General features: G+C 49.6%; 17 protein-coding genes and 1 tRNA gene. 9 read left to right on the top strand and 9 right to left on the bottom strand.

From position 1 onward, the window contains the following. Positions 1 to 388: 388 nt before the first annotated feature. Complete coding sequence (locus M2404_RS02950; protein WP_259238214.1) at positions 389 to 679, top strand: hypothetical protein; 291 nt, start codon at positions 389 to 391, stop codon at positions 677 to 679. A gap of 73 nt (positions 680 to 752) precedes the next feature. Here M2404_RS02950 and M2404_RS02945 read toward each other — a convergent pair. The 4 genes from M2404_RS02945 to rpsU all read right to left on the bottom strand — a co-directional run bounded on the left by M2404_RS02945 (position 753) and on the right by rpsU (position 5253). Further along, a tRNA-Ile gene (locus M2404_RS02945) sits at positions 753 to 829 on the bottom strand. A 331-nt stretch (positions 830 to 1160) separates the two neighbouring features. After that, on the bottom strand, positions 1161 to 3005 hold the full coding sequence (rpoD, locus tag M2404_RS02940) for an RNA polymerase sigma factor RpoD (RefSeq protein WP_215396991.1): 1845 nt from the start codon (positions 3003 to 3005) through the stop codon (positions 1161 to 1163). 84 nt (positions 3006 to 3089) lie between these two features. Beyond that, positions 3090 to 4844, bottom strand: coding sequence for a DNA primase (gene dnaG, locus M2404_RS02935; protein ID WP_259238212.1), 1755 nt, complete (start codon positions 4842 to 4844; stop codon positions 3090 to 3092). 193 nt (positions 4845 to 5037) lie between these two features. Further along, positions 5038 to 5253, bottom strand: a complete 216-nt coding sequence (rpsU, locus tag M2404_RS02930; RefSeq protein WP_027671378.1) for a 30S ribosomal protein S21 — start codon at positions 5251 to 5253, stop codon at positions 5038 to 5040. Positions 5254 to 5433: 180 nt separating this feature from the next. On the opposite strand from rpsU, the gene tsaD reads away from it, so the two are divergent. After that, positions 5434 to 6447, top strand: a complete 1014-nt coding sequence (tsaD, locus tag M2404_RS02925) for a tRNA (adenosine(37)-N6)-threonylcarbamoyltransferase complex transferase subunit TsaD (RefSeq protein WP_259238207.1) — start codon at positions 5434 to 5436, stop codon at positions 6445 to 6447. A 149-nt stretch (positions 6448 to 6596) separates the two neighbouring features. Here the strand turns inward: tsaD and plsY are convergent, their stop codons facing one another. Next, a complete protein-coding gene (gene plsY, locus M2404_RS02920; protein WP_259238206.1) occupies positions 6597 to 7202 on the bottom strand; it encodes a glycerol-3-phosphate 1-O-acyltransferase PlsY in 606 nt (201 codons plus the stop codon). A 138-nt stretch (positions 7203 to 7340) separates the two neighbouring features. Between plsY and folB the strand changes: the two genes are divergently transcribed. From folB to M2404_RS02905, 3 genes are read left to right on the top strand one after another with little or no spacing between them, the layout of a single operon-like run. Beyond that, on the top strand, positions 7341 to 7694 hold the full coding sequence (gene folB, locus M2404_RS02915; RefSeq protein WP_259238205.1) for a dihydroneopterin aldolase: 354 nt from the start codon (positions 7341 to 7343) through the stop codon (positions 7692 to 7694). Then, on the top strand, positions 7694 to 8182 hold the full coding sequence (gene folK / locus M2404_RS02910; RefSeq protein ID WP_259238204.1) for a 2-amino-4-hydroxy-6-hydroxymethyldihydropteridine diphosphokinase: 489 nt from the start codon (positions 7694 to 7696) through the stop codon (positions 8180 to 8182). Before folB ends, folK begins: the two co-directional genes overlap by 1 nt. A 2-nt stretch (positions 8183 to 8184) precedes the next feature. Continuing rightward, a complete protein-coding gene (locus tag M2404_RS02905) occupies positions 8185 to 8988 on the top strand; it encodes an undecaprenyl-diphosphate phosphatase (RefSeq protein ID WP_259238203.1) in 804 nt (267 codons plus the stop codon). Here the strand turns inward: M2404_RS02905 and M2404_RS02900 are convergent. Then, positions 8985 to 10214: a multifunctional CCA addition/repair protein gene (locus M2404_RS02900; protein ID WP_259238202.1), complete on the bottom strand. Its 1230-nt coding sequence runs from the start codon at positions 10212 to 10214 to the stop codon at positions 8985 to 8987. The genes M2404_RS02905 and M2404_RS02900 overlap by 4 nt on opposite strands. Positions 10215 to 10311: 97 nt before the next feature. On the opposite strand from M2404_RS02900, the gene M2404_RS02895 reads away from it, so the two are divergent. Beyond that, positions 10312 to 11238 carry an ExeA family protein gene (locus tag M2404_RS02895; protein ID WP_310503056.1) on the top strand — a complete coding sequence of 309 codons (927 nt, stop codon included), beginning with the start codon at positions 10312 to 10314 and terminating at the stop codon, positions 11236 to 11238. A gap of 18 nt (positions 11239 to 11256) precedes the next feature. Beyond that, positions 11257 to 12015: a general secretion pathway protein GspB gene (locus tag M2404_RS02890; RefSeq protein WP_259238201.1), complete on the top strand. Its 759-nt coding sequence runs from the start codon at positions 11257 to 11259 to the stop codon at positions 12013 to 12015. Position 12016: 1 nt separating this feature from the next. On the opposite strand, the gene M2404_RS02885 is transcribed toward M2404_RS02890, so the two are convergent. After that, positions 12017 to 13144, bottom strand: coding sequence for an HD-GYP domain-containing protein (locus M2404_RS02885; RefSeq protein ID WP_259238200.1), 1128 nt, complete (start codon positions 13142 to 13144; stop codon positions 12017 to 12019). Positions 13145 to 13314: 170 nt separating this feature from the next. Then, positions 13315 to 17091 carry a bifunctional proline dehydrogenase/L-glutamate gamma-semialdehyde dehydrogenase PutA gene (gene putA / locus M2404_RS02880; protein ID WP_259238199.1) on the bottom strand — a complete coding sequence of 1259 codons (3777 nt, stop codon included), beginning with the start codon at positions 17089 to 17091 and terminating at the stop codon, positions 13315 to 13317. Positions 17092 to 17223: 132 nt separating this feature from the next. Here putA and M2404_RS02875 point away from each other — a divergent pair, with 132 nt between their 5' ends. Continuing rightward, on the top strand, positions 17224 to 17730 hold the full coding sequence (locus M2404_RS02875) for an Lrp/AsnC ligand binding domain-containing protein (protein WP_259238198.1): 507 nt from the start codon (positions 17224 to 17226) through the stop codon (positions 17728 to 17730). Between the two features lie 9 nt (positions 17731 to 17739). Here the strand turns inward: M2404_RS02875 and M2404_RS02870 are convergent, their stop codons facing one another. Then, positions 17740 to 18339, bottom strand: a complete 600-nt coding sequence (locus M2404_RS02870; RefSeq protein ID WP_259238197.1) for a TIGR04211 family SH3 domain-containing protein — start codon at positions 18337 to 18339, stop codon at positions 17740 to 17742. Positions 18340 to 18473: 134 nt separating this feature from the next. On the opposite strand from M2404_RS02870, the gene M2404_RS02865 reads away from it, so the two are divergent. Next, a complete protein-coding gene (locus M2404_RS02865; RefSeq protein ID WP_259238196.1) occupies positions 18474 to 19376 on the top strand; it encodes a CYTH domain-containing protein in 903 nt (300 codons plus the stop codon). Positions 19377 to 19382: the final 6 nt, after the last annotated feature.

Raw genomic sequence — 19382 nt, 5'->3', positions numbered from 1 at the left:
AGAAAAGGCCTCATCTGGCCTTAAAATACAAAACGCCCGATGAAGTTCACCGGGCGTTTTAAACTGAAATAAGTGTCAACTTACTTCAGGACTAGCCAAAATTAATGATTCTCCCTTGGGTTCCAAGGATTCAGGACTTCCTAAGACCGTCAGTCCTTTTATCGTCAGTCTGACTCTCCAATAGTAACCATGCTGATGATTAGGGTCTGGTAGGTATCTAATGAAACCTTCTTCAGAAAGAAAGGTAAGCACATCGTCAATCATGGTGCCAATTTCCCAAATTTCTTCAGTTTCGTTAAGCAGCTAAAAGTGGGGGGCTTAAGGAGCCACTTAGGTCTAGAAAGAGCATAAATTGATTGTGGTAATTATCAATAAAAGGAAATGCTTTATGAACTTTGGTGCAATATTAGTATTTTTATCTGCTCTGAAAATCGGTAAGAATAGATTCAGATTCTGTAGTCTGCTGATTTTAATTTTTGCTTTGGTCAGTCAATATTTTATTCTTCAAGGCATAGTTTGGCCTGCTGTACGATTTATTTACAATCTAATGCCTGCGTTTTTAGCAGGCGAAGTAACTGCATTTGTTGTAATGGTGTTGTTAGCAAATGTGATTTGGTTCGCTTTTAAAAGTCGGAGAGTTTTGCGTGAAGTTGCGGAGCTGATCAAGTTGGCTTTTTAGCGCTAAAAAGAATAGGGTGTTGGTAGCACAGAACTAAAGTGGATCAGAAGAAGTAACGTAAGTGCTTGATAAATGGTGGCCCCAGCTGGACTCGAACCAGCGACCGATCGATTATGAGTCGAGCGCTCTAACCAACTGAGCTATGGGGCCATATAAAACTTTCTAAACAGCTGACAGGGTACATCCTGTAGCTTCATTCCGGCTCGACCATCCACGGTCTCGCCTTCGTGTCTTTCGGTGTGACGTTAAGTCACCCCTCATCGCCTTGCGGCGACCTCCCCTCAGCCAACTGAGCTATGGGGCCATGTGTAGCATTTCGCTATTGAAGCTATTAGCTGTAAAGCGGCAGGCAGTATAAAAACTTTTACCGGGTTTGTCATCCGGCTTGTTAGGCTAAGTGTGGTTAATTGCTGCTTTTTTAGGCTTAAAACGGGCTTTAATAATAAAGGCGCCTGTCGGCGCCTTTATCTTTAGCATTAACTTACTCGTCCAGGAAGCTTTTTAATACTTCTGAGCGAGACGGGTGGCGCAGTTTACGCAGGGCTTTGGCTTCGATCTGACGAATACGCTCACGCGTTACGTCAAATTGTTTGCCTACTTCTTCCAGCGTGTGGTCGGTATTCATATCAATACCAAAGCGCATACGCAGTACCTTGGCTTCGCGTGCAGTTAAACCGGCTAATACTTCGTTGGTGGCGTTTTTCAGGCTTTCCATGGTGGCCGAATCCAGCGGTGATTCACCTGTGCTATCTTCGATAAAGTCACCCAGATGTGAATCTTCGTCATCACCAATAGGTGTTTCCATTGAAATCGGCTCTTTGGCGATTTTCAGCACCTTGCGGATTTTATCTTCAGGCATTTGCATGCGCTCGGATAATTCTTCCGGTGATGGCTCGCGGCCCATTTCCTGCAGCATCTGCCGGGAAATGCGGTTTAACTTGTTGATGGTTTCAATCATGTGCACCGGAATACGGATTGTGCGGGCCTGATCCGCAATTGAGCGGGTAATGGCCTGACGGATCCACCAGGTGGCATAGGTTGAAAACTTGTAACCACGACGGTATTCAAATTTATCTACCGCTTTCATCAAGCCGATGTTACCTTCCTGAATTAAATCAAGGAATTGCAAACCACGGTTGGTGTACTTTTTCGCGATAGAAATAACCAGACGTAAGTTGGCTTCTACCATTTCTTTTTTCGCACGGCGGGCTTTGGCTTCGCCGATAGACATACGGCGGTTAATATCTTTAATTTTAAAGATACTTAAGCCGGTTTCTTCTTCAATTTTCTTCAGTTTTTCAATGCTGCGAACCAGCTCTTCTTTATGCTCGTCCAGTTTGGCTGAGTACGGCTTATTGCCGGCGATTTCAGCATCCAACCAGGCGGTAGAAGTTTCAAAGCCGGTGAAGGCTTTGACGAAGTTTTTCTTCGGCATTTTGGCGTATTCAACACAGTGCTTCATCACAATGCGTTCTTGCACCCGTACACGGTCCATCATTTCGCGCATGTTTTTAACCAGGCGATCGAACTGTTTTGGTACCAGGCGGAAGCAGCGGAATACTTCGCTTAATTTTTCGATTTCTACTTTTGTGGTGGCGTGTTCACGGCCGTTCTTCACGATAGAGTTACGGGTAACATCGTACTGGGTACGCAGTTCGCCGAATTTTTGCCGTGCCATTTCCGGATCCGGGCCGCTATCACCGTCGTCAGCATCAGCGTCGCCGTCTTCATCGTCGTCATCGCTGTCGTCATCGTCTAGCTTGTCTTCTGGTACGTCTGAGCCAATATGGCTGCCAACGATAGGGGCTTCGTCGATATCGTTCGGATCAATAAAAGCGGTAACAATGTCGCTTAAGCGAATTTCTTCGGCTTCATACTTGTCCCACTGTTCCAGCAGGTAAGTAATGGCTTCAGGGTATTCAGCAACGGAGCTTTGTACCGTGTTGATGCCGTCTTCAATCCGTTTGGCGATGTCAATTTCGCCTTCGCGGGTTAACAGTTCAACGGTGCCCATTTCACGCATGTACATCCGTACCGGGTCGGTAGTGCGGCCCAGTTCTTTGTCCACGCTGACTAAAGCTTGTGCCGCTTCTTCCACGGCGTCTTCATCTGTGGTGGCATCGGTCATGATCAGATCGTCGGCATCCGGTGCGGTTTCAAACACCTGGATCCCCATGTCATTGATCATGCGGATAATGTCTTCTATCTGATCTGAATCGATAATGTCTTGCGGCAGGTGATCATTCACCTCAGCAAAGGTAAGATAACCTTGCTCTTTACCTTTAATGATCAGGAGTTTTAGCTGCGACTGAGGATTTTGCTCCATAGAGACTTATCTTCCACCAATTTGATTAATGTAAAATTGCGAACTAGCGATTATAACAAAGCGCGGCTTTTCTAGCCAGCCGCATTAGTTCGCAAGCTTTGGTTTTTTGCTTTTCAGCGCTTGCAGCAGCAGTTTGTATTCGTGCCATTCGGCTTTACTCAGTTGCTGCAGTTTATCTTTCCGTTCCAGGGCTTCCAGCCGTTGTTGTAAATACTGATCTTCAATTGAATGAAAAGTATCGACAAATTCCTGTGACAATTGTTCCGGTTCGATCTGGTGATCCCAGGCGGCCAATGTCATTAAAATGCTGTGTTCGGGCAAATCGCGCCACTGTTCTATCAGTTGCGCGGTGGTTAAATCCGGTTGTTGTTGCAGCCGTTGCTGCAGTGCCAGTAACAAGCCTATGCCGGGAATATTAGCTTCGCCAAGCTCTGGCGCATCCGGCATTACATTAGCTAAATTGGGGTACTGCAGTAATAAACCAATAGCGCGGCGCATCGGTGTTATTTTCATCGCCGCCGGTTTTACCCGGTTGGCTGCCCGGTGTACCGCAGCTTTGGTGCGCTCACGCGGTTTACCCAGCAGGTTAGCCAGTTTGTCGCTTAAGCTGTCACGGTAAAATTCGCTCGGTATCTGTTTAATTAATTCTGCTGCTTTTACTGACAATGCTGATTTACCGGCATCAGTGGCCGGGTCAAACTCCTGTACCAGATGCTCAAAAAAGTACTGGTTTAGCGGCATAGCATTGGCGATGCGCTGTAAAAACGCGTCTTTGCCTTCTTTTTGTACTAATGAATCCGGGTCTTCACCGTCAGGTAAAAACACAAAATTTAACTCTACACCGTCTTTTAATTGCGGCAGTGCACTTTGTAATGCCCGCCAGGCGGCATCACGCCCGGCGCGGTCTCCATCGTAACAACACACTACCTTGGGGGTGTAGCGAAACAGCGTATGCATATGATCCGACGTTGTGGCGGTGCCCAAACAGGCGACAGCAAAGCGGATATCATGTTCGGCCAGTGCTACTACATCCATATAGCCTTCAACCACCAGTATTTGCTCTACATGGCCGGGTTGCTGGCGCACTTCGTACAAACCATACAGCTCACGGCCTTTGTGAAACAGGCGGCTTTCCGGTGAATTTAAATACTTTGGCGTACCTTCGCCCAGTACGCGGCCACCAAAGGCAATAACCCGGCCGCGTTTATCACGGATCGGAAACATTAACCGTTCGCGGAAAAAGTCATACTCGCGGCCGTTGTCGTTGCGGTTTATCAGCCGCAGTTCAAATAACTGATCGCGCAGTGTTTTATGGTTGGCCGGGCTTAAGTGTTTTAGCAGGTTATCCCAGCCATCCGGTGCGTAACCAATGGCAAAATCGGCCAGAGTTTTTGCACTCAGGCCGCGTTTGGCCACATACTGCTGCACCATCGCAGCATTAGCGTGGCTTTGCAGCTGTTGCTGATAAAACCCGGCGGACTGCTGCATTAAATGGTAGTCGTCAGCCTGGGCTGCAGGGCGGTTTTTAACGGCGCCTTGCTCGCGCGGCACTTCAAGGTGGTGTTGCTGCGCCAGCTCTTCAATGGCTTCAACAAATTCGAGTTGTTCAAATTCCATCATAAAGCTGATGGCATTGCCGTGCGCACCACAGCCAAAGCAGTGGTAAAACTGTTTATCCGGGCTAACGGTAAAAGAGGGTGATTTTTCGCTATGGAACGGGCAGCAGGCGGCGTAGTTTCTACCGGCTTTTTTTAGCGGTACGCGCTGGTCAATCAGTTCAACAATGTCGGTACGGGCCAACAACTCGTCGATAAACTGTCTTGGGATTTGTCCTGCCACCTTTTTCCTTCGGCGTTATTCAGAAAAAGACAAACCGTGCCTTGCGGGCACGGTATGCAGATGTCAACTTTGCGCTGTTACGCCGGGCTTTATTTATGCTGAGAAAGCATGCTGTTATTACAGCGGGGCTGGCAAACATAAGGCACAGCCAAAGCACCGGTGTCGCTAAGCAGGTACTATAAGCGCTTAACGCTTAGTACAGCTTGATGCGACGTGCGTTTTCGCGAGACAGCTTCTTAGCATGGCGCTTAACAGCTGCTGCTTTTTTACGCTTACGGATCCAGGTTGGCTTCTCGTAGAATTCTTTAGCGCGTACGTCAGCTAATACACCAGCTTTTTCGCATGAGCGCTTGAAACGACGTAATGCTACGTCAAACGGTTCGTTTTCTTTTACTTTAACAACAGGCATTAAATTCTCACCTCAGGGCCAAATTGGTTATCTGTGAACCAATACGATTAAAAATGGTGCGGCATTTTACGCAAAAAGACAGGGTGATGTAAAGCAGTTCTGCGATCTAAATCCGATCCTCTGGCTCTGAGTGAACTGAGCCGGTACAATGGCAGCCATTTTAGCGGATTTGAGACACAGATGCGAGTTTTAGGTATAGAAACATCCTGCGATGAAACCGGTATTGCCGTTTATGACGACAAGCTGGGGTTATTAAGCCATGTACTGTACAGCCAGATCCCACTGCATGCCGATTACGGTGGTGTAGTGCCGGAGCTGGCCTCGCGCGACCATATCCGTAAAACCATACCACTGATTAAACAGGCGTTGCTTGAAGCAAACTGTGCGGCTACTGATATTGATGGCGTGGCTTACACTGCGGGCCCGGGTTTAGCCGGTGCTTTGCTGGTAGGTGCTGCTATTGGCCGTTCGCTGGCAATGGCCTGGGGCAAGCCTGCGCTGGCGGTGCACCATATGGAAGGGCATTTGCTGGCACCGATGCTGGAAGCTAACCCGCCGCAATTTCCATTTTTAGCGCTGTTGGTGTCTGGCGGCCATACTCAGTTGGTGGCGGTTGAAGGTATTGGCCGTTATGAACTGCTAGGCGAATCTATCGATGATGCAGCCGGTGAAGCCTTTGATAAAACCGCCAAACTGATGGGACTGGATTACCCCGGCGGCCCGCTATTAGCAAAGCTGGCCGTGCAGGGTGACAGTAAAAAGTACAAGTTTCCACGGCCAATGACAGACCGGCCGGGGCTTGATTTTAGCTTTAGTGGCTTAAAAACCTCAGCCGCCAATGTGATCGCCAAAGAGGGTAACAGCACGCAGGTGCAGGCTGATATCGCAGCCTCGTTTCAGCAGGCGGTGGTAGACACTCTGGTGATTAAATGCGAGCGGGCGTTGCTGCAAACCGGTTATAAACGCCTGGTGATAGCCGGTGGTGTTAGCGCCAATACGTCGCTGCGTGAACAGTTAGCGCAGTTACTGAAGCGCCACGGCGGTGAGGTATTTTACCCGCGTAAAGAGTTTTGCACCGACAATGGTGCCATGATAGCACTGGCGGGGTATTACCGTTTAGCCGCCGGGCAGCAGCAGGATTTAACGATTGGTGTTACACCACGCTGGCCAATGCAGGACTTGCCAGCGGTTTAATGGTTTTAGCATCTGGTCAGGAGTGGGGCTTCGGTTGCAACTCCCGCTCTGGCTCGCCACAGCAACTCACAAATGCTTACGCATTTGTTCAGACACTCTGTGGCGCCCATATCGGGATTCCAACCTCGCTTTATCAGTCAGGTGAGGGGTTACTCTTGAATCCGCTTGGATTTATCCCACACTTTACTTTCTTTGCCACGATACAGCCGGATAATATTCTCGCGGTGGCGCACAATAATCAGAATACTCAGCATTAACACCGGCACGGTATACAGCGGTTTAATAAACCAGGTGAAAATTGGTGCTAACGTCACGGTTAAAATCGCCGCCAGTGAAGAATAGCCACTGATTGCGACAATAATCAGCCAGCTTGCGATCAGCAAACCGGCTAAATCCAGTCCAATTGGCATCATGGCGCCAAAAGCAGTAGCCACCGCCTTACCACCCTGAAAACCAAAAAATAGCGGGAAAATATGGCCCAGACAGGCGCAGATAGCAATAAGCCCCAGATATAACGGTTCTATTTGCAAAAAGTATGAACCCCACACCGGAATGGTGCCTTTAAGAATATCAAACAACAGCACCAGCACCGCTGGCAGCTTGCCGCCTAAACGCAGTACGTTGGTGGCACCGGGGTTGCCAGAGCCATGTAAGCGGGGATCAGGTAAGCGAAACAGCTTGCTGACCAGCACTGCCGACGAAACGGAGCCACAAAGATAGGCTACCAGCATCATAATTCCAATCAGCGGGGTCATTAAGGCGGTTCCTCAGCACCAGTTTTTACGTTAAGATTGCAGCCTGATTTAAGGCCAGCAGAATATAGGGTTTTAGCGGTTTTGCCTATCCGACCAGCCTACCTGAAACGAGAAATAACGCAATGCGGATGTAACTGAATGGACATAGTTTTTATAAAACAGCTACAAGTAGATACCGTGATCGGCGTTTACGACTGGGAGAAAACCATTCAGCAACGCTTGTTGTTAGATTTAGAGCTGCTGACTGATATCAGCAATGCAGCAAAACAGGATGATATACGCCAAACACTGGATTACGCCGTTATTGCCCAGCGTGTTATAGCGTTAATTACCGCCCAGCCACTGGAGTTGATTGAAACCGTAGCAGAACGTGTGGCGCAGTTACTGCTAAACGAATTTGCCACCACACAGGTTAAAGTGTCGGTGCAAAAGCCCGGCGCACTGGAGAAGGCAGAAATTGTCGGCGTTACCATAGTGCGGAGCCGCAGCTGATGGCGCGCATTTACATCAGTATCGGCAGTAATATTAAACGTAGTTATCATATTCAGGCAGCAGTCAGCGCACTCAGGCAACACTTTGGCCCGCTTACGCTGTCATCAGTGTATGAAAGTGAAGCCGTTGGTTTTGCCGGCAGTGCTTTTTACAATATGGTGGTTGCGGCTGATACCAGCTTATCAATAGCCGATTGCGTTGCTTTATTTAAGCAAATTGAAAATAACTATGGCCGGGACAGAACGGCGGCAAAATTCAGCGGCCGCACTTTGGATCTGGATTTACTGACTTTTGATGATGTGGTGTGTCAGCAACCGGTAGAGCTGCCCCGGGCGGAAATTACAGAAAATGCCTTTGTATTGTGGCCACTGGCGGAAATTGCGCCAGATGTAATGCACCCGCTTACCGGGCTTAGTTATAGTGAGTTGTGGCAACAGTATTCGAAACAACAAAAATTATGGCCGGTGCCATTTAACTGGAGCAAGTAACTGTGAGTACAGTGGAAGTTATTATTCTGGCTATTATTCAGGGCCTGACCGAGTTTTTACCTATTTCTTCTTCTGCCCACCTTATTCTGCCCTCAGCAATGTTTGGCTGGGAAGATCAGGGGCTGGTATTTGATGTTGCCGTACATGTGGGCACCTTATTAGCGGTAATGCTGTATTTTCGCCGGGATATCGCCAATTTAACCGTAGGTTGGGTGCAGTCATTAGGTGGTAAACACAGTACTGACAGCAAACTGGCGTGGTGGGTTATTCTGGCTACTATTCCGGCGGGTTTAGCTGGCTTACTGGCCGCTGATCTGATTGAAACCTTCCTGCGCTCCCCTTATGTTATTGCTATTACTACTATAGTGTTTGGCCTGGCGCTTTGGCTGGCCGATGCGACAGCAAAGCAAATGCAAACTATGGAGCAGTTAACCTGGAAGCAGGCATTGTTGATTGGTATTGCTCAGGCGGTAGCATTAATTCCGGGGACTTCACGCTCTGGTATTACCATGACAGCAGCATTAATGCTGGGCCTGGACAGAGTGAGTGCCGCGCGTTTTTCTTTCTTACTGTCTATTCCGATTATTGTATTAAGCGGTGGTTATCAGGGCAGCAAGCTGCTGGCCGAACCCACCCACTACGATGTGGGCGCTATTTTACTGGGCACAGGGTTGTCTTTTGTCAGCGCCTTTATTTGTATTCACCTGTTTTTAAAGGTCATAGAACGTATGGGCATGTTGCCGTTTGTGATCTACCGGTTGCTTCTGGGTGTGGTGTTACTGGCGGTGCTTGGCAGTGCAGCTTAAGGCGCTTTCTGAGCGTTTGCTTTAGCCGCTTTTATGCTATTTAGCCGGGCTTTTTGTAAGCCTTGCTTTATAGCTTCACCTGTTAAGCCCTGTGCGACCAAATCACGGGCACTGACACTGCGGGCTGCTGTTGCCAGTGTTTGCAGGTAGCTGGCCTGAGGGTACTCCGCCTGTTCAAATCCGGTGCGGCCACGCAGGTCTGCGGTGCAGCACAGTAATAACGCCTCTAACCGATCCGGCTTGCGCCATAAATCTATTGCTTCAAACAGTTTTAATACCGTGCTGCTTTTAAGCTCGCGTGCACGGTGTACCAGTTGATGATATTCACACACCAGCAATGCCAGATCGCGGCAATCATTCGGTACCTTCAGGCGCTGGCACAGCTGCGAGATTAGCGGTAAGCCGGTGTGCTCATGGCCATGATGTGCCGGCCAAAGTTCAGGTCGGGTTACGCCTTTGCCTAAATCATGCACCAGTGCAGCAAAGCGGATATCCAATCTTGGCGATAAGACAGCGGCTTGTTGTAGCACCATTAAGGTATGCACACCGGTATCAATTTCCGGGTGCCACTGTGGTGGCTGCGGTACGCCCCACAATGCCGCCAGTTCCGGCATCAGTGTTTGTAGCGCGCCGGTGTCGTATAACAGCTGAAAATAGGCTTGTGGCGTTTGTTCGCTCAGCGCTTTGGCGGTTTCCTGCCATACGCGTTCGGGTGTCAGCGTGTTTAGCTCGCTACTTAACTGGCGCATTAATATCTGGGTTTCGCTGGCAACGCTAAAGCCTAAATGAGCATAGCGGGCGTAAAAGCGGGCTACACGCAATACACGCAGTGGATCTTCGGCAAAAGCATCTGATACATGGCGCAAAATTTTATGCTTAATGTCGCCGGCACCGCCAAAAGGGTCAACTAGGCTGCCATCATCAGCCTGAGCAATGGCATTGATAGTCAGATCGCGGCGCAGTAAATCTTGTTCCAGGGTGACATCGGGTGCGGCATATACAGTAAAGCCGGTATAGCCTTTACCACTTTTGCGTTCGGTGCGCGCCAGAGCATGTTCTTCTTTAGTTTGCGGGTGCAAAAACACCGGAAAGTCTTTGCCTACCTGCTGATAACCGGCATCCAGCATTTGCTGTGGTGTAGCGCCTACCACTACCCAGTCACGCTCGTGAAACGGGTAATCTAAAAGACTGTCGCGTACTGCACCACCTACCAGATATCGTTGCACCGGCTTTCCTGTTGGCAATTTTTTTGCCATTATACCTGTCGTCTTTCAAAATGCACGGTCGCAACAAATGATGGCGCCCTAACCAGCAGGAAGCAGTATGTATACCGGATTTTTCGGCTTAACCAGTGCCCCATTTTCCATTGCACCTAACCCGGACTTTATGTATTTAAGCCCGCGCCATGCCGAAGCTTTGGCGCACTTGCGTTTTGGGCTGGGAGAGGCCGGAGGTTTTGTGTTGCTTACCGGTGAAGTGGGCACCGGCAAAACCACGGTATCGCGCTGTTTACTGCAGGAGCTGGATGAACGTGCCGAAGTAGCCTTTATTTTAAACCCTACTTTATCTGAGCTGGAGTTGTTGGCGGCTATCTGTGATGAGTTGAAAATCCGCTACAAAAAAACTGATGCCAGCTTAAAACTGCTGGGCGATAAAATAAAAAACCGCTTACTGAAAAACCATGAGGCGGGTAAACACACACTGCTGATTATCGACGAAGCCCAGCATCTGCAACCTGCAGTGCTGGAGCAACTGCGGCTGTTAACTAATTTGGAAACCAATACCCGTAAGTTGCTACAGGTGATTTTAATCGGCCAGCCCGAGCTGCAGCTGTTGTTAAAACGTAACGACTTACGTCAGTTAGCGCAGCGTATTACCGCGCGTTATCATTTGTTGCCTCTTAATCTGGATGAAGTAAACCATTACTTAAAATTCCGCCTGCAGGTTGCCGGGTGCAGCCGGCCGGTATTTAGTGACGGCGCAGTGAAGCGCTTGTATCAGCTAAGCGGCGGTATACCCCGGTTGGTTAACCTGATGGCAGACAGAGCATTGCTGGGGGCTTACAGCCAGCAGCAGGCGATAGTAAGCGATAAGCTGGTAAGCCGGGCTGCCAGTGAAATTTTGCCGTTGTCAGATCAGGTAAGCAAAGCCGCATTACCGCGCTGGTTCTGGCCTGTATTGGGTGTTTGCGCTATAGTGCTGGGCTTTAGCCTGGCACTGATTATTATGCCGTTGCTGCAAAGCCAATAAAGTGAAGTAGAGAAGCTTATGTCAATTTTAATGGAAGCACTGAAACAGCAAAATCAGCACATGCCCGTTGTTGCTGATGGTAGTGCTTTCTGGCGTAAGCTGGCGCTAATATTGGCTTTATTGCTGGCTGGTTGTGTGGGGGCTGCTGCCGCTTACTGGTTTAAGCCACCGGTTAAGACGGAAGCTGCCTCAGTTGAACAGGTAAGCGTTGAGCCAGTTAGCCCTGCGCAGCCGGTTAATATTTTTACTGCACTAAATGAAGCTGGCAACACAGCAATAGCCAGTGCGGCACAAAGCGCTATTGACAGCAAAATTACGCAGGCGATAAAACCGCCGCCAGTGCCGGTAAAGGAAGAATTTACCCCGTTGCCGCCAATAACAACAATGACCGCAGGCACTGTAGCCGCAGAGCCACAACCTTTGCCTGAGCCGGAAGTGTCGGGTGAGCTGCGCGATAAGTTTGCTTCGGCATTAAAAGCTACAGAAAACACCAGCACAAACAAAGCTGGATTTCGCAGCCACAATGCACCGGCTACCGATATCCATAGCCTGGACGCGCAGTTGCAGTTGCAAATTCCGCCGCTACGCTTTGACGCGCATGTTTATGCCACCAGTGTTAGCCAGCGCTGGGTAAAGGTAAATGGTAAAACCTTGCAGGAGGGGCAGTGGGTTACCGCAGATATCCGGATTAGAGAAATTACCCCGCAATATGTATTGCTTGAACTGGGTACGCAGCTATTTAGCATGGCAGCATTAACCGAGTGGCCGGCAGGCTGATTCAGATATAGTTTTTTACATCCAGGCCAAATTTTTTCAGATCAACACAACTGTCTATCTGTTCTTCCTGCTGGCGTGACAAGTCGAGAATTTTAGGCGGAATGTGGTGTTGGTGCACACTGTGATAAAACACTTTAACCTTGGGTAGCAACGGTTTTTTTGCGTTATTTTCCAGCACCAGTGCCAGCTTGCCGCTACTCAGTCTAACTACTGATCCGGGTGGATAAATACCAATACATTTAATAAACAGTTGCAGCAGTTCAGCATCCAACTGGTGAGGTGTACGCTCCAGCAACTGGCGGGAGGCAGCCAGTGGGCCAAGCTTAGGTGCCTGCGATGCGGTCAGTTTTTCGTAAGCGTTAACTATTGCCAGCATCCGGCTGCCTTTTTCTATCTGCCGCGCGGCAATTTTGGGTACGCCGCTGCCATCCAGGTGCGCGCAATGCTGGCTGATCCATAATGATACTTCGCCAGCCAGCTTAGCTGTTTTTTGCAGTGCATTTAAACTGGCCGGAATGGCCAGGTGATCTGCCATTTTCAGATAGTCCGGGCCAATGGCTTTACCAATATCATGCAATAAGGCTGCGGTTATCAGCGACTGCACTTTGTGTGACGGTAAATTCAGGTAGCGCGCAAAAGCTGCCATATACACTGCGCAACTGATACTGTGCTGCAGCAAGGTATCGCTTTGCTCTGCTATACGGTTAAGACACAACAATACATCCTGATTCCGGCTGATGGATTCTGCCAGCCCGGCGCTGACTTCATGTACCAGCGTCAAATCAATATTGTTGTCGTTGCGCACGGCGTCCAGCATCTGGCGTTGTACGCGCTGGGTTTGTTGCAGGGTTTTTTCTGCTTTTGGCCATTCATCGGCAAAGAGTACACGGGGTGATAATTCTTCTGCTGCAGCAATGGGTTCGTCAGGTATTGCAGGGGTTTTGCTGAGTATGGCTTTATCGGGGTCGATAAGAACGACTTTAACGCCTTTCTTACGTAGCAGCTCTATGGCTTGTTTAGTGCGAACCCAACCTGCATGCTTGACGACAACATCCCCGGACTGTTGTAATACCTGCACAACATAACTGCCCGGTTGTAAATCAGATATATTAACTTCCTGATATGCCATCTATTTTGTAATCCAAAACCGCCCTTGAGCCCAGCCCGCCATTTTACCTTATATAACCTTAACTATAAATTAACAACGAGATGGTTTGTCGTAATATCGCGATAGCGCAAGCTATAACATAGCATAAAGCCCGCACATGCGGGCTTTATCGTTGTGACAAACTGTAACAATTAGCCGATATTATCAGCCATTGTCATCAGTGACGCATTACCACCGGCAGCTGTAGTATTAATAGTAATGGTTTTTTCTGTTACCAGACGATGTAGTAACTGCGGCCCTGCCGGTGCGGTGATCAGTGGCAGTATAGCGCCTTCACGCGCAGCCAGTAGCTCGGCACACAGAGGTTTGACTGCGCTGTTAACGTCGATCATCGCCCCAGCCAGATCCTGATGTGCCAGAAGAGTTGTCAGGCAGTCCAGCCGTATTACAGATACTAAGTGCTGTGGCATGCCGGCTTGTAGCAGTGCCTTAATGCAGGCTTCGGCTTCTGCCATATCGGCATCTTCTACTGCTGTTATCACGGCATTACCTGCTGCCAGTGCCGTAATAATGGCCAGTAACCAGTGGCTGAACGCTGCTGACTCGTCACGCACCAACGCCAGTACGCCGCGCGGGTCCAGTACCAGCATATTGCTTTCGCCGGTAGGGCCGGGCAGGGCAATAGGCTTTTGCAATTCGCGCTCTACCCGTGCCAGTTTTTGCTGAGCCAGCGTTAAAACCTGATCTAAATCCGGCTCTTGCTTATTGACGACTGCATTGGCTGCCAGTGATGCCATAAACTGACGCAACACAGAGGTGCGTTGGTTTATTGACTGCAGTGACCACTGCTGCTGTGCACCGATAGCAGCTGGCATAGCATAGGCTACCGCGCTGCTGGTGGTTTCGCTTAACAGGCGATGACGCTTGGCGTCATCCAGTGCCTGGCAGCTGACATCCAGATTGTCTTTAATTAACCGTGTCAGATACAACGGGCCACCCGCTTTAGGGCCGGTACCGGATAAACCACGGCCACCAAAAGGCTGTACGCCAACAACAGCACCAATCATATTGCGGTTTACGTAAATATTGCCGGCTTTAATATCGCGGGCAACCCGGTTGGTAAATTGCTCAATACGGCTGTGTACGCCCATTGTCAGGCCATAACCGGTAGCGTTGATTTGGTTAATGATGTTATCAACCTCATCGGCTTTAAAGCGGATGATATGTACAACAGGGCCAAATACTTCACGCTCCAGCACGGTTAGGTCGCTGATTTCATATAAACGCGGCGCAAAGAAGTAGTGGCGATCGCCTGCCGGAATAGCGCACTCGTAGTGTAATGTGGCTTTGTCAGCTAAATACTGCACATGGCTGGTTAAGCGCTCATGCGCTTTGGCATCAATTACCGGGCCGAGGTCGGTACTGAGCCACTGTGGGTCACCCACATGCAGCTCTGCCATCGCGCCTTTTAGCATGGTAATAATTTTATCTGCCACGTCTTCCTGTAAAAACAGTACTCGTAGTGCAGAGCAGCGCTGGCCCGCACTTTGGAAACCAGATGAAATAACATCGTCTACTACCTGCTCTGGCAGGGCAGTAGAATCGACAATCATACAGTTTTGGCCGCCGGTTTCGGCAATCAGTGGTACCGGCTCGCCACCACGCTCTGCCAGCTTACGTGCTATCCAGCAGCCGGTTTCAGTGGAGCCGGTAAACATTACCCCCTGAATACGGCTGTCTGGCACTATATGCTCACCAACCTGACGGCCGGGTGCAATAACCAGTTGCACCACATGCTCAGGCATGCCGCACTGGCGCATGATGTCTACAGTACGTATAGCAATTAAACTGGTTTGCTCGGCTGGTTTAGCCACAACGGTATTACCAACCACAATGGCTGCTGCTACCTGGCCTAAGAAAATGGCCAGCGGGAAATTCCATGGGCTGATACATAAAAATACGCCACGGGCTTGCTCGGGCTGGGCAAACAGCTCTTCGGCACGGGCGGCATAGTAACGGCAAAAGTCGATGGCTTCGCGTACTTCTGCCACGCTGTCGCCCAGAGTTTTGCCTGCTTCTTTTACGCAAAGTGCCAAAAGTTCGTTACGGTGAGTTTCCAGCGCGTCAGCAATGCGGCGCAGCAGGGCAGCACGCTCTGTGATATCAGTTGTTGACCAGTTGCTAAAAGCCGCTTCAGCGTTGGCCAGAATGTGCTGCATTTTGTCTTTATCGGCATATTGTAAATAGCCAATGGTTTCATCCAGCCGGGCCGGGTTAGTTACCGGTACGGCATTGGGTTGCACCGGGATCTGCTTAACTGCTTCAAACCACTGCGCCATGGCTGCTTTTACTGCTTCCAACTGATCAATGTCGGTTAAATCAAGGCCGTTGGAGTTTTGGCGCTCGTTGCCATATAAGTTGGCCGGTAGCGGTATTTGCCGGTTGCGCTTTTGTTTCCAGCCACGCACGGTTTCTACTGCGTCACTTAGCAGCGATTCTACCGGAATGGTTTCATCAATAATGTTGTTAACAAAAGAGCTGTTGGCACCGTTCTCCAGCAAGCGGCGTACTAAATAAGCCAGTAAGTCGGAGTGTTCACCCACCGGTGCATAAATACGGCAAGGGATCTTGTCTTTAATCACTATTTCGTCGTACAGCGCATCGCCCATACCATGCAGGCGCTGAAATTCAAAACCGCTGTAGTCGTTAGTCATCTCCATAATGGTAGCTACGGTGTAGGCATTATGGGTAGCAAACTGCGGATAAATACTGTCGCGGTAGCTGAGCATTTTTTTGGCGCAGGCCTGATAGGACACATCAGTAGAGGGTTTACGACTAAATACCGGGAAGTCGCTAAAGCCTTCAAGCTGGCTGAGTTTAATTTCAGTATCCCAGTAGGCACCTTTAACCAGCCGTACCATCATTTTGCGGCCAACTCTTACCGTTAAATCGCGCAGCCATTCAATCACATGAATACCGCGCTTCTGATATGCCTGTACGGCCAGGCCGAAGCCTTCCCAGCCATCCAGCGCCGGGTCGCTGAATACTGCTGCAATAATATCCAGCGAAATATCCAGCCGGTCGGCTTCTTCAGCATCAATAGTAAAGCCAATATCATAAGCTTTGGCAGCCAGTGCCAGCTGTTTTACCCGTGGAATTAACTCTTTGATGACACGGTCACGGTGGCTGAATTCGTAGCGCGGGTGAATAGCCGACAACTTTACCGAAATACCGGGGCTGTTAAACGGGCCGCGGCCTTTGGCAGCTTTACCTATGGTATCAATAGCCCGCATATAACTGTCGAAGTAGCGGTTGGCATCAGCCATGGTGCGGGCACCTTCGCCCAGCATATCGTAAGAATAACGAAAGCCTTTCGCTTCCATTTCTGCAGCACGTTCCAGCGCAGCGCCGATAGTGGTGCCCATTACAAACTGTGCACCCATTATCTGCATGGCATAACGCACAGCCTGACGGATCACCGGTTCGCCCAGGCGGCCACAGGTGCGCTTTAACAGGCCAAATTGTTGCTTTTTCTGCTCGTCTGAGTAGTTCACCAGTTTGCCGGTAAGCAGCAAACCCCAGGCTGAAGCATTAACGAAGAGTGAGCTGCTGTTGCCCAAATGCGAGCTCCAGTCACCTTGTGATAATTTGTCACGGATTAAACGGTCTGCGGTGGTTTTATCCGGCACACGCAGCAGCGCTTCGGCCAGACACATTAACACCAGACCTTCTTCAGTAGACAACGAAAATTCGTTTAGCAGCGCATCGACGCCACCTTTACCAACCTGAGCCTGACGGATAGTCAGCACTAACTGGCGTGCACGTTCCCAGGCCCGGCTGCGGGCATTTACGCCAATGTCGGCCAATGGCAGCAGATAATCTAATACTTTATCTTCATCGGCACGATAGAAATCACGAATAGTTTGACGCAGCGGTTGGGTGGCAACCAGGGAACCGTTATACAACATGGCAGTTAGCTTCCTGACAAGATTTAAGAATGCGGCATTCTAGTGAAAAGTCTGCCGTATAGGGTGGTTATTTTTCTGCTTTAACCCTATATAATTCTGCCATTACTAACCAAAACCAGAAAAATTGCTGCCATGAGTACACCTGTAAAAAGTAAAGGGCTGGACCGGATAGATATCAGTATTCTGGATACACTGCAGCGTGATGGCCGCATTGCTAATGTTGATTTGGCAAAAAAAGTGAATTTAAGTGCCAGCCCCTGTATTGACCGGGTAAAACGGTTGGAGAAAGAAGGTTATATCGACGGCTTTGGTGCGCGGTTAAATGCTGCCAAGCTAGGGTTTGGTACTGCGGCTTTTATTCAGGTTACGCTGGACAGAACCACCAGTGAGGTATTTGATAAATTCCGTGATGCGGTGGTGCAAATTCCCCAGGTAGCCGAATGCCATATGGTGGCGGGGGGCTTTGATTACTTATTGAAATTGCAGCTGCCGAATATGGACGCATATCGCAGTATTCTGGCTCTGATTGTGGATTTACCGGGTGTAGCACAAACCCACACTTATGTGGTGATAGAAAAAGTAAAAAGTGACAGTGGTTTACCACTGAAAATAACAGACAGCCCGCCTGTAGCGGGCTGAATGATAATACTACCAGCGCTCGCTGTTGCGGCGTTTAGGTACTAACAGTGGCAGCAGCAGGCCGAAAATTAACCCCGCCAGCAGGATTAATGAACCCAAAACCATCGGTTTTTCCCAGATAGCGCTTTGGGTATTTTCCAGCTGTACTTTGAGTTGCTCGTAAGCACGGTTGGCTTGCTCTAACTGTTCAACTGCTTTTTGCCGCTCGGTTACCGCTTCACTGAGCTGGCTGTTTAACTGATCACGCTGTTGCTCCAGTGCATTTACCGTTTCGTTGTATTGGGCATATTCAGCTTTAAGTTTTTCTAACTGAGCAAGCAAACCTGGCGTATAGGTAACGTGTTCTTTGGGTAACCAGCCGGTTTTGCCGTCTACCTGAATTTCGGCATAGCCGGTGGCAGTGTCTTCCTGCAGAAAAGTAACACTCTGGCCCGCATTAACGGTACCGATAATACGATACTGGTTGTTAGGGCCGGAATGCAGAAATACAAATAAGGCATCACTGATAAAAGCAGGTTTAGAGCTGTCTTGTGCAATAGCCTGAGAGGAAAGCGCCAACAACCCGGCTGAAAATAATACCAGCAGGGTGCTTTTAATTAATCTGAACATAGGTATCCTGAGCTTATTTAAATGAAACCGCTTTGCAGCCAATATCTTGGATGATAGGGAGTTGTGCTGCAATTGACAAGGGGTAAACGCAGCTGCACGGCGTCTTGCTGTCAGCGCGACGCACAGAGTAACCAATGAGTACTGAACTTGAGCTGAAGTATCTGCTGCCACCCGCCGGGCTGGACAGTTTGATGCAGTTAATTCCGCAACTGGGAGAACTGCAGTATAGCGAGCATAACACCTTATTAAATGCCTATTTTGATACTGCCGACAACTGGTTTCGCCGCCATGATATGGGGCTGCGTAGCCGGTTAAAGCAGGGGCGTTATGAACAAACCATTAAGTTAGCCGGCAGCCAGCACGGCGCTATGCAAATGCGACCGGAATATAATGTTGCCTGCGACGGTGTGGTACCAAAGCTGCAAGCTTTTCCGCTGGAAATTTGGCCGGCCCAGGCTGATGTAGCGCAACTACAGCAGCAACTGATGGAGTTGTTCCGCACAGATTTTGTCCGCCACAGCTGGTTGCTGCGCTGTGCTGATGGCAGTGAAGTTGAACTGGCATATGATCAGGGCGAAATTCGCTCTGGCAGCTACAGCCAGCCGATTGCCGAGTTGGAGCTGGAGCTGATTAGCGGTAACGCTTTGCAGTTATTTACACTGGCCAGAACCTTATTACAACAGCTACCACTGCGCACCGGCTGGCAGAGCAAAGCCGCACGAGGATATAGCCTGCGTGCGCAGCAAACTGTGGCTTTACCACAACACACCGGCACCACTGTGCTGGCACAAATCCGCGCACTGCAACAGGCAGAAGCGTGCTACGGGCAAACCCAGCAACCAGCAGCACTTAATACCGCCAGCGAGGCTTTGGCTGCTCTGGCGTTATCGTTATCTGAGCGGGCACCGCTGCAGTATTTATCTGCCGAAGCCGCTGCGTTGGCAGAGGCCGTGCTGCAAAATGCGGCAGTGTTTGGCTGGCGCCGGTACAACGAGCTGTTGCTGGCAGTGTCTGAATATTTGTATCAAAACGCGTAAAGCGGG

Origin of the sequence: Rheinheimera pacifica, assembly GCF_024809855.1 — a bacterium.
GTDB classification, from domain to species: domain Bacteria; phylum Pseudomonadota; class Gammaproteobacteria; order Enterobacterales; family Alteromonadaceae; genus Alishewanella; species Alishewanella pacifica_A.
Note: the sequence above shows the minus strand (reverse complement) of the source record. Positions and strands in the feature narration are given on the sequence as shown.

Bases quoted from the DNA above. Each gene is read 5' to 3' on its own strand.
- plsY (WP_259238206.1), bottom strand. From the start codon at position 7,202: ATGACCCCGCTGATTGGAATTATGATGCTGGTAGCCTATCTTTGTGGC.
- M2404_RS02885 (WP_259238200.1), bottom strand. From the start codon at position 13,144: ATGGCATATCAGGAAGTTAATATATCTGATTTACAACCGGGCAGTTAT.
- rpsU (WP_027671378.1), bottom strand. From the start codon at position 5,253: ATGCCTGTTGTTAAAGTAAAAGAAAACGAACCGTTTGACGTAGCATTA.
- M2404_RS02865 (WP_259238196.1), top strand. From the start codon at position 18,474: ATGAGTACTGAACTTGAGCTGAAGTATCTGCTGCCACCCGCCGGGCTG.
- putA (WP_259238199.1), bottom strand. From the start codon at position 17,091: ATGTTGTATAACGGTTCCCTGGTTGCCACCCAACCGCTGCGTCAAACT.
- M2404_RS02895 (WP_310503056.1), top strand. From the start codon at position 10,312: ATGTATACCGGATTTTTCGGCTTAACCAGTGCCCCATTTTCCATTGCA.
- tsaD (WP_259238207.1), top strand. From the start codon at position 5,434: ATGCGAGTTTTAGGTATAGAAACATCCTGCGATGAAACCGGTATTGCC.
- M2404_RS02890 (WP_259238201.1), top strand. From the start codon at position 11,257: ATGTCAATTTTAATGGAAGCACTGAAACAGCAAAATCAGCACATGCCC.
- M2404_RS02875 (WP_259238198.1), top strand. From the start codon at position 17,224: ATGAGTACACCTGTAAAAAGTAAAGGGCTGGACCGGATAGATATCAGT.
- rpoD (WP_215396991.1), bottom strand. From the start codon at position 3,005: ATGGAGCAAAATCCTCAGTCGCAGCTAAAACTCCTGATCATTAAAGGT.
- folB (WP_259238205.1), top strand. From the start codon at position 7,341: ATGGACATAGTTTTTATAAAACAGCTACAAGTAGATACCGTGATCGGC.
- M2404_RS02870 (WP_259238197.1), bottom strand. From the start codon at position 18,339: ATGTTCAGATTAATTAAAAGCACCCTGCTGGTATTATTTTCAGCCGGG.
- folK (WP_259238204.1), top strand. From the start codon at position 7,694: ATGGCGCGCATTTACATCAGTATCGGCAGTAATATTAAACGTAGTTAT.
- M2404_RS02950 (WP_259238214.1), top strand. From the start codon at position 389: ATGAACTTTGGTGCAATATTAGTATTTTTATCTGCTCTGAAAATCGGT.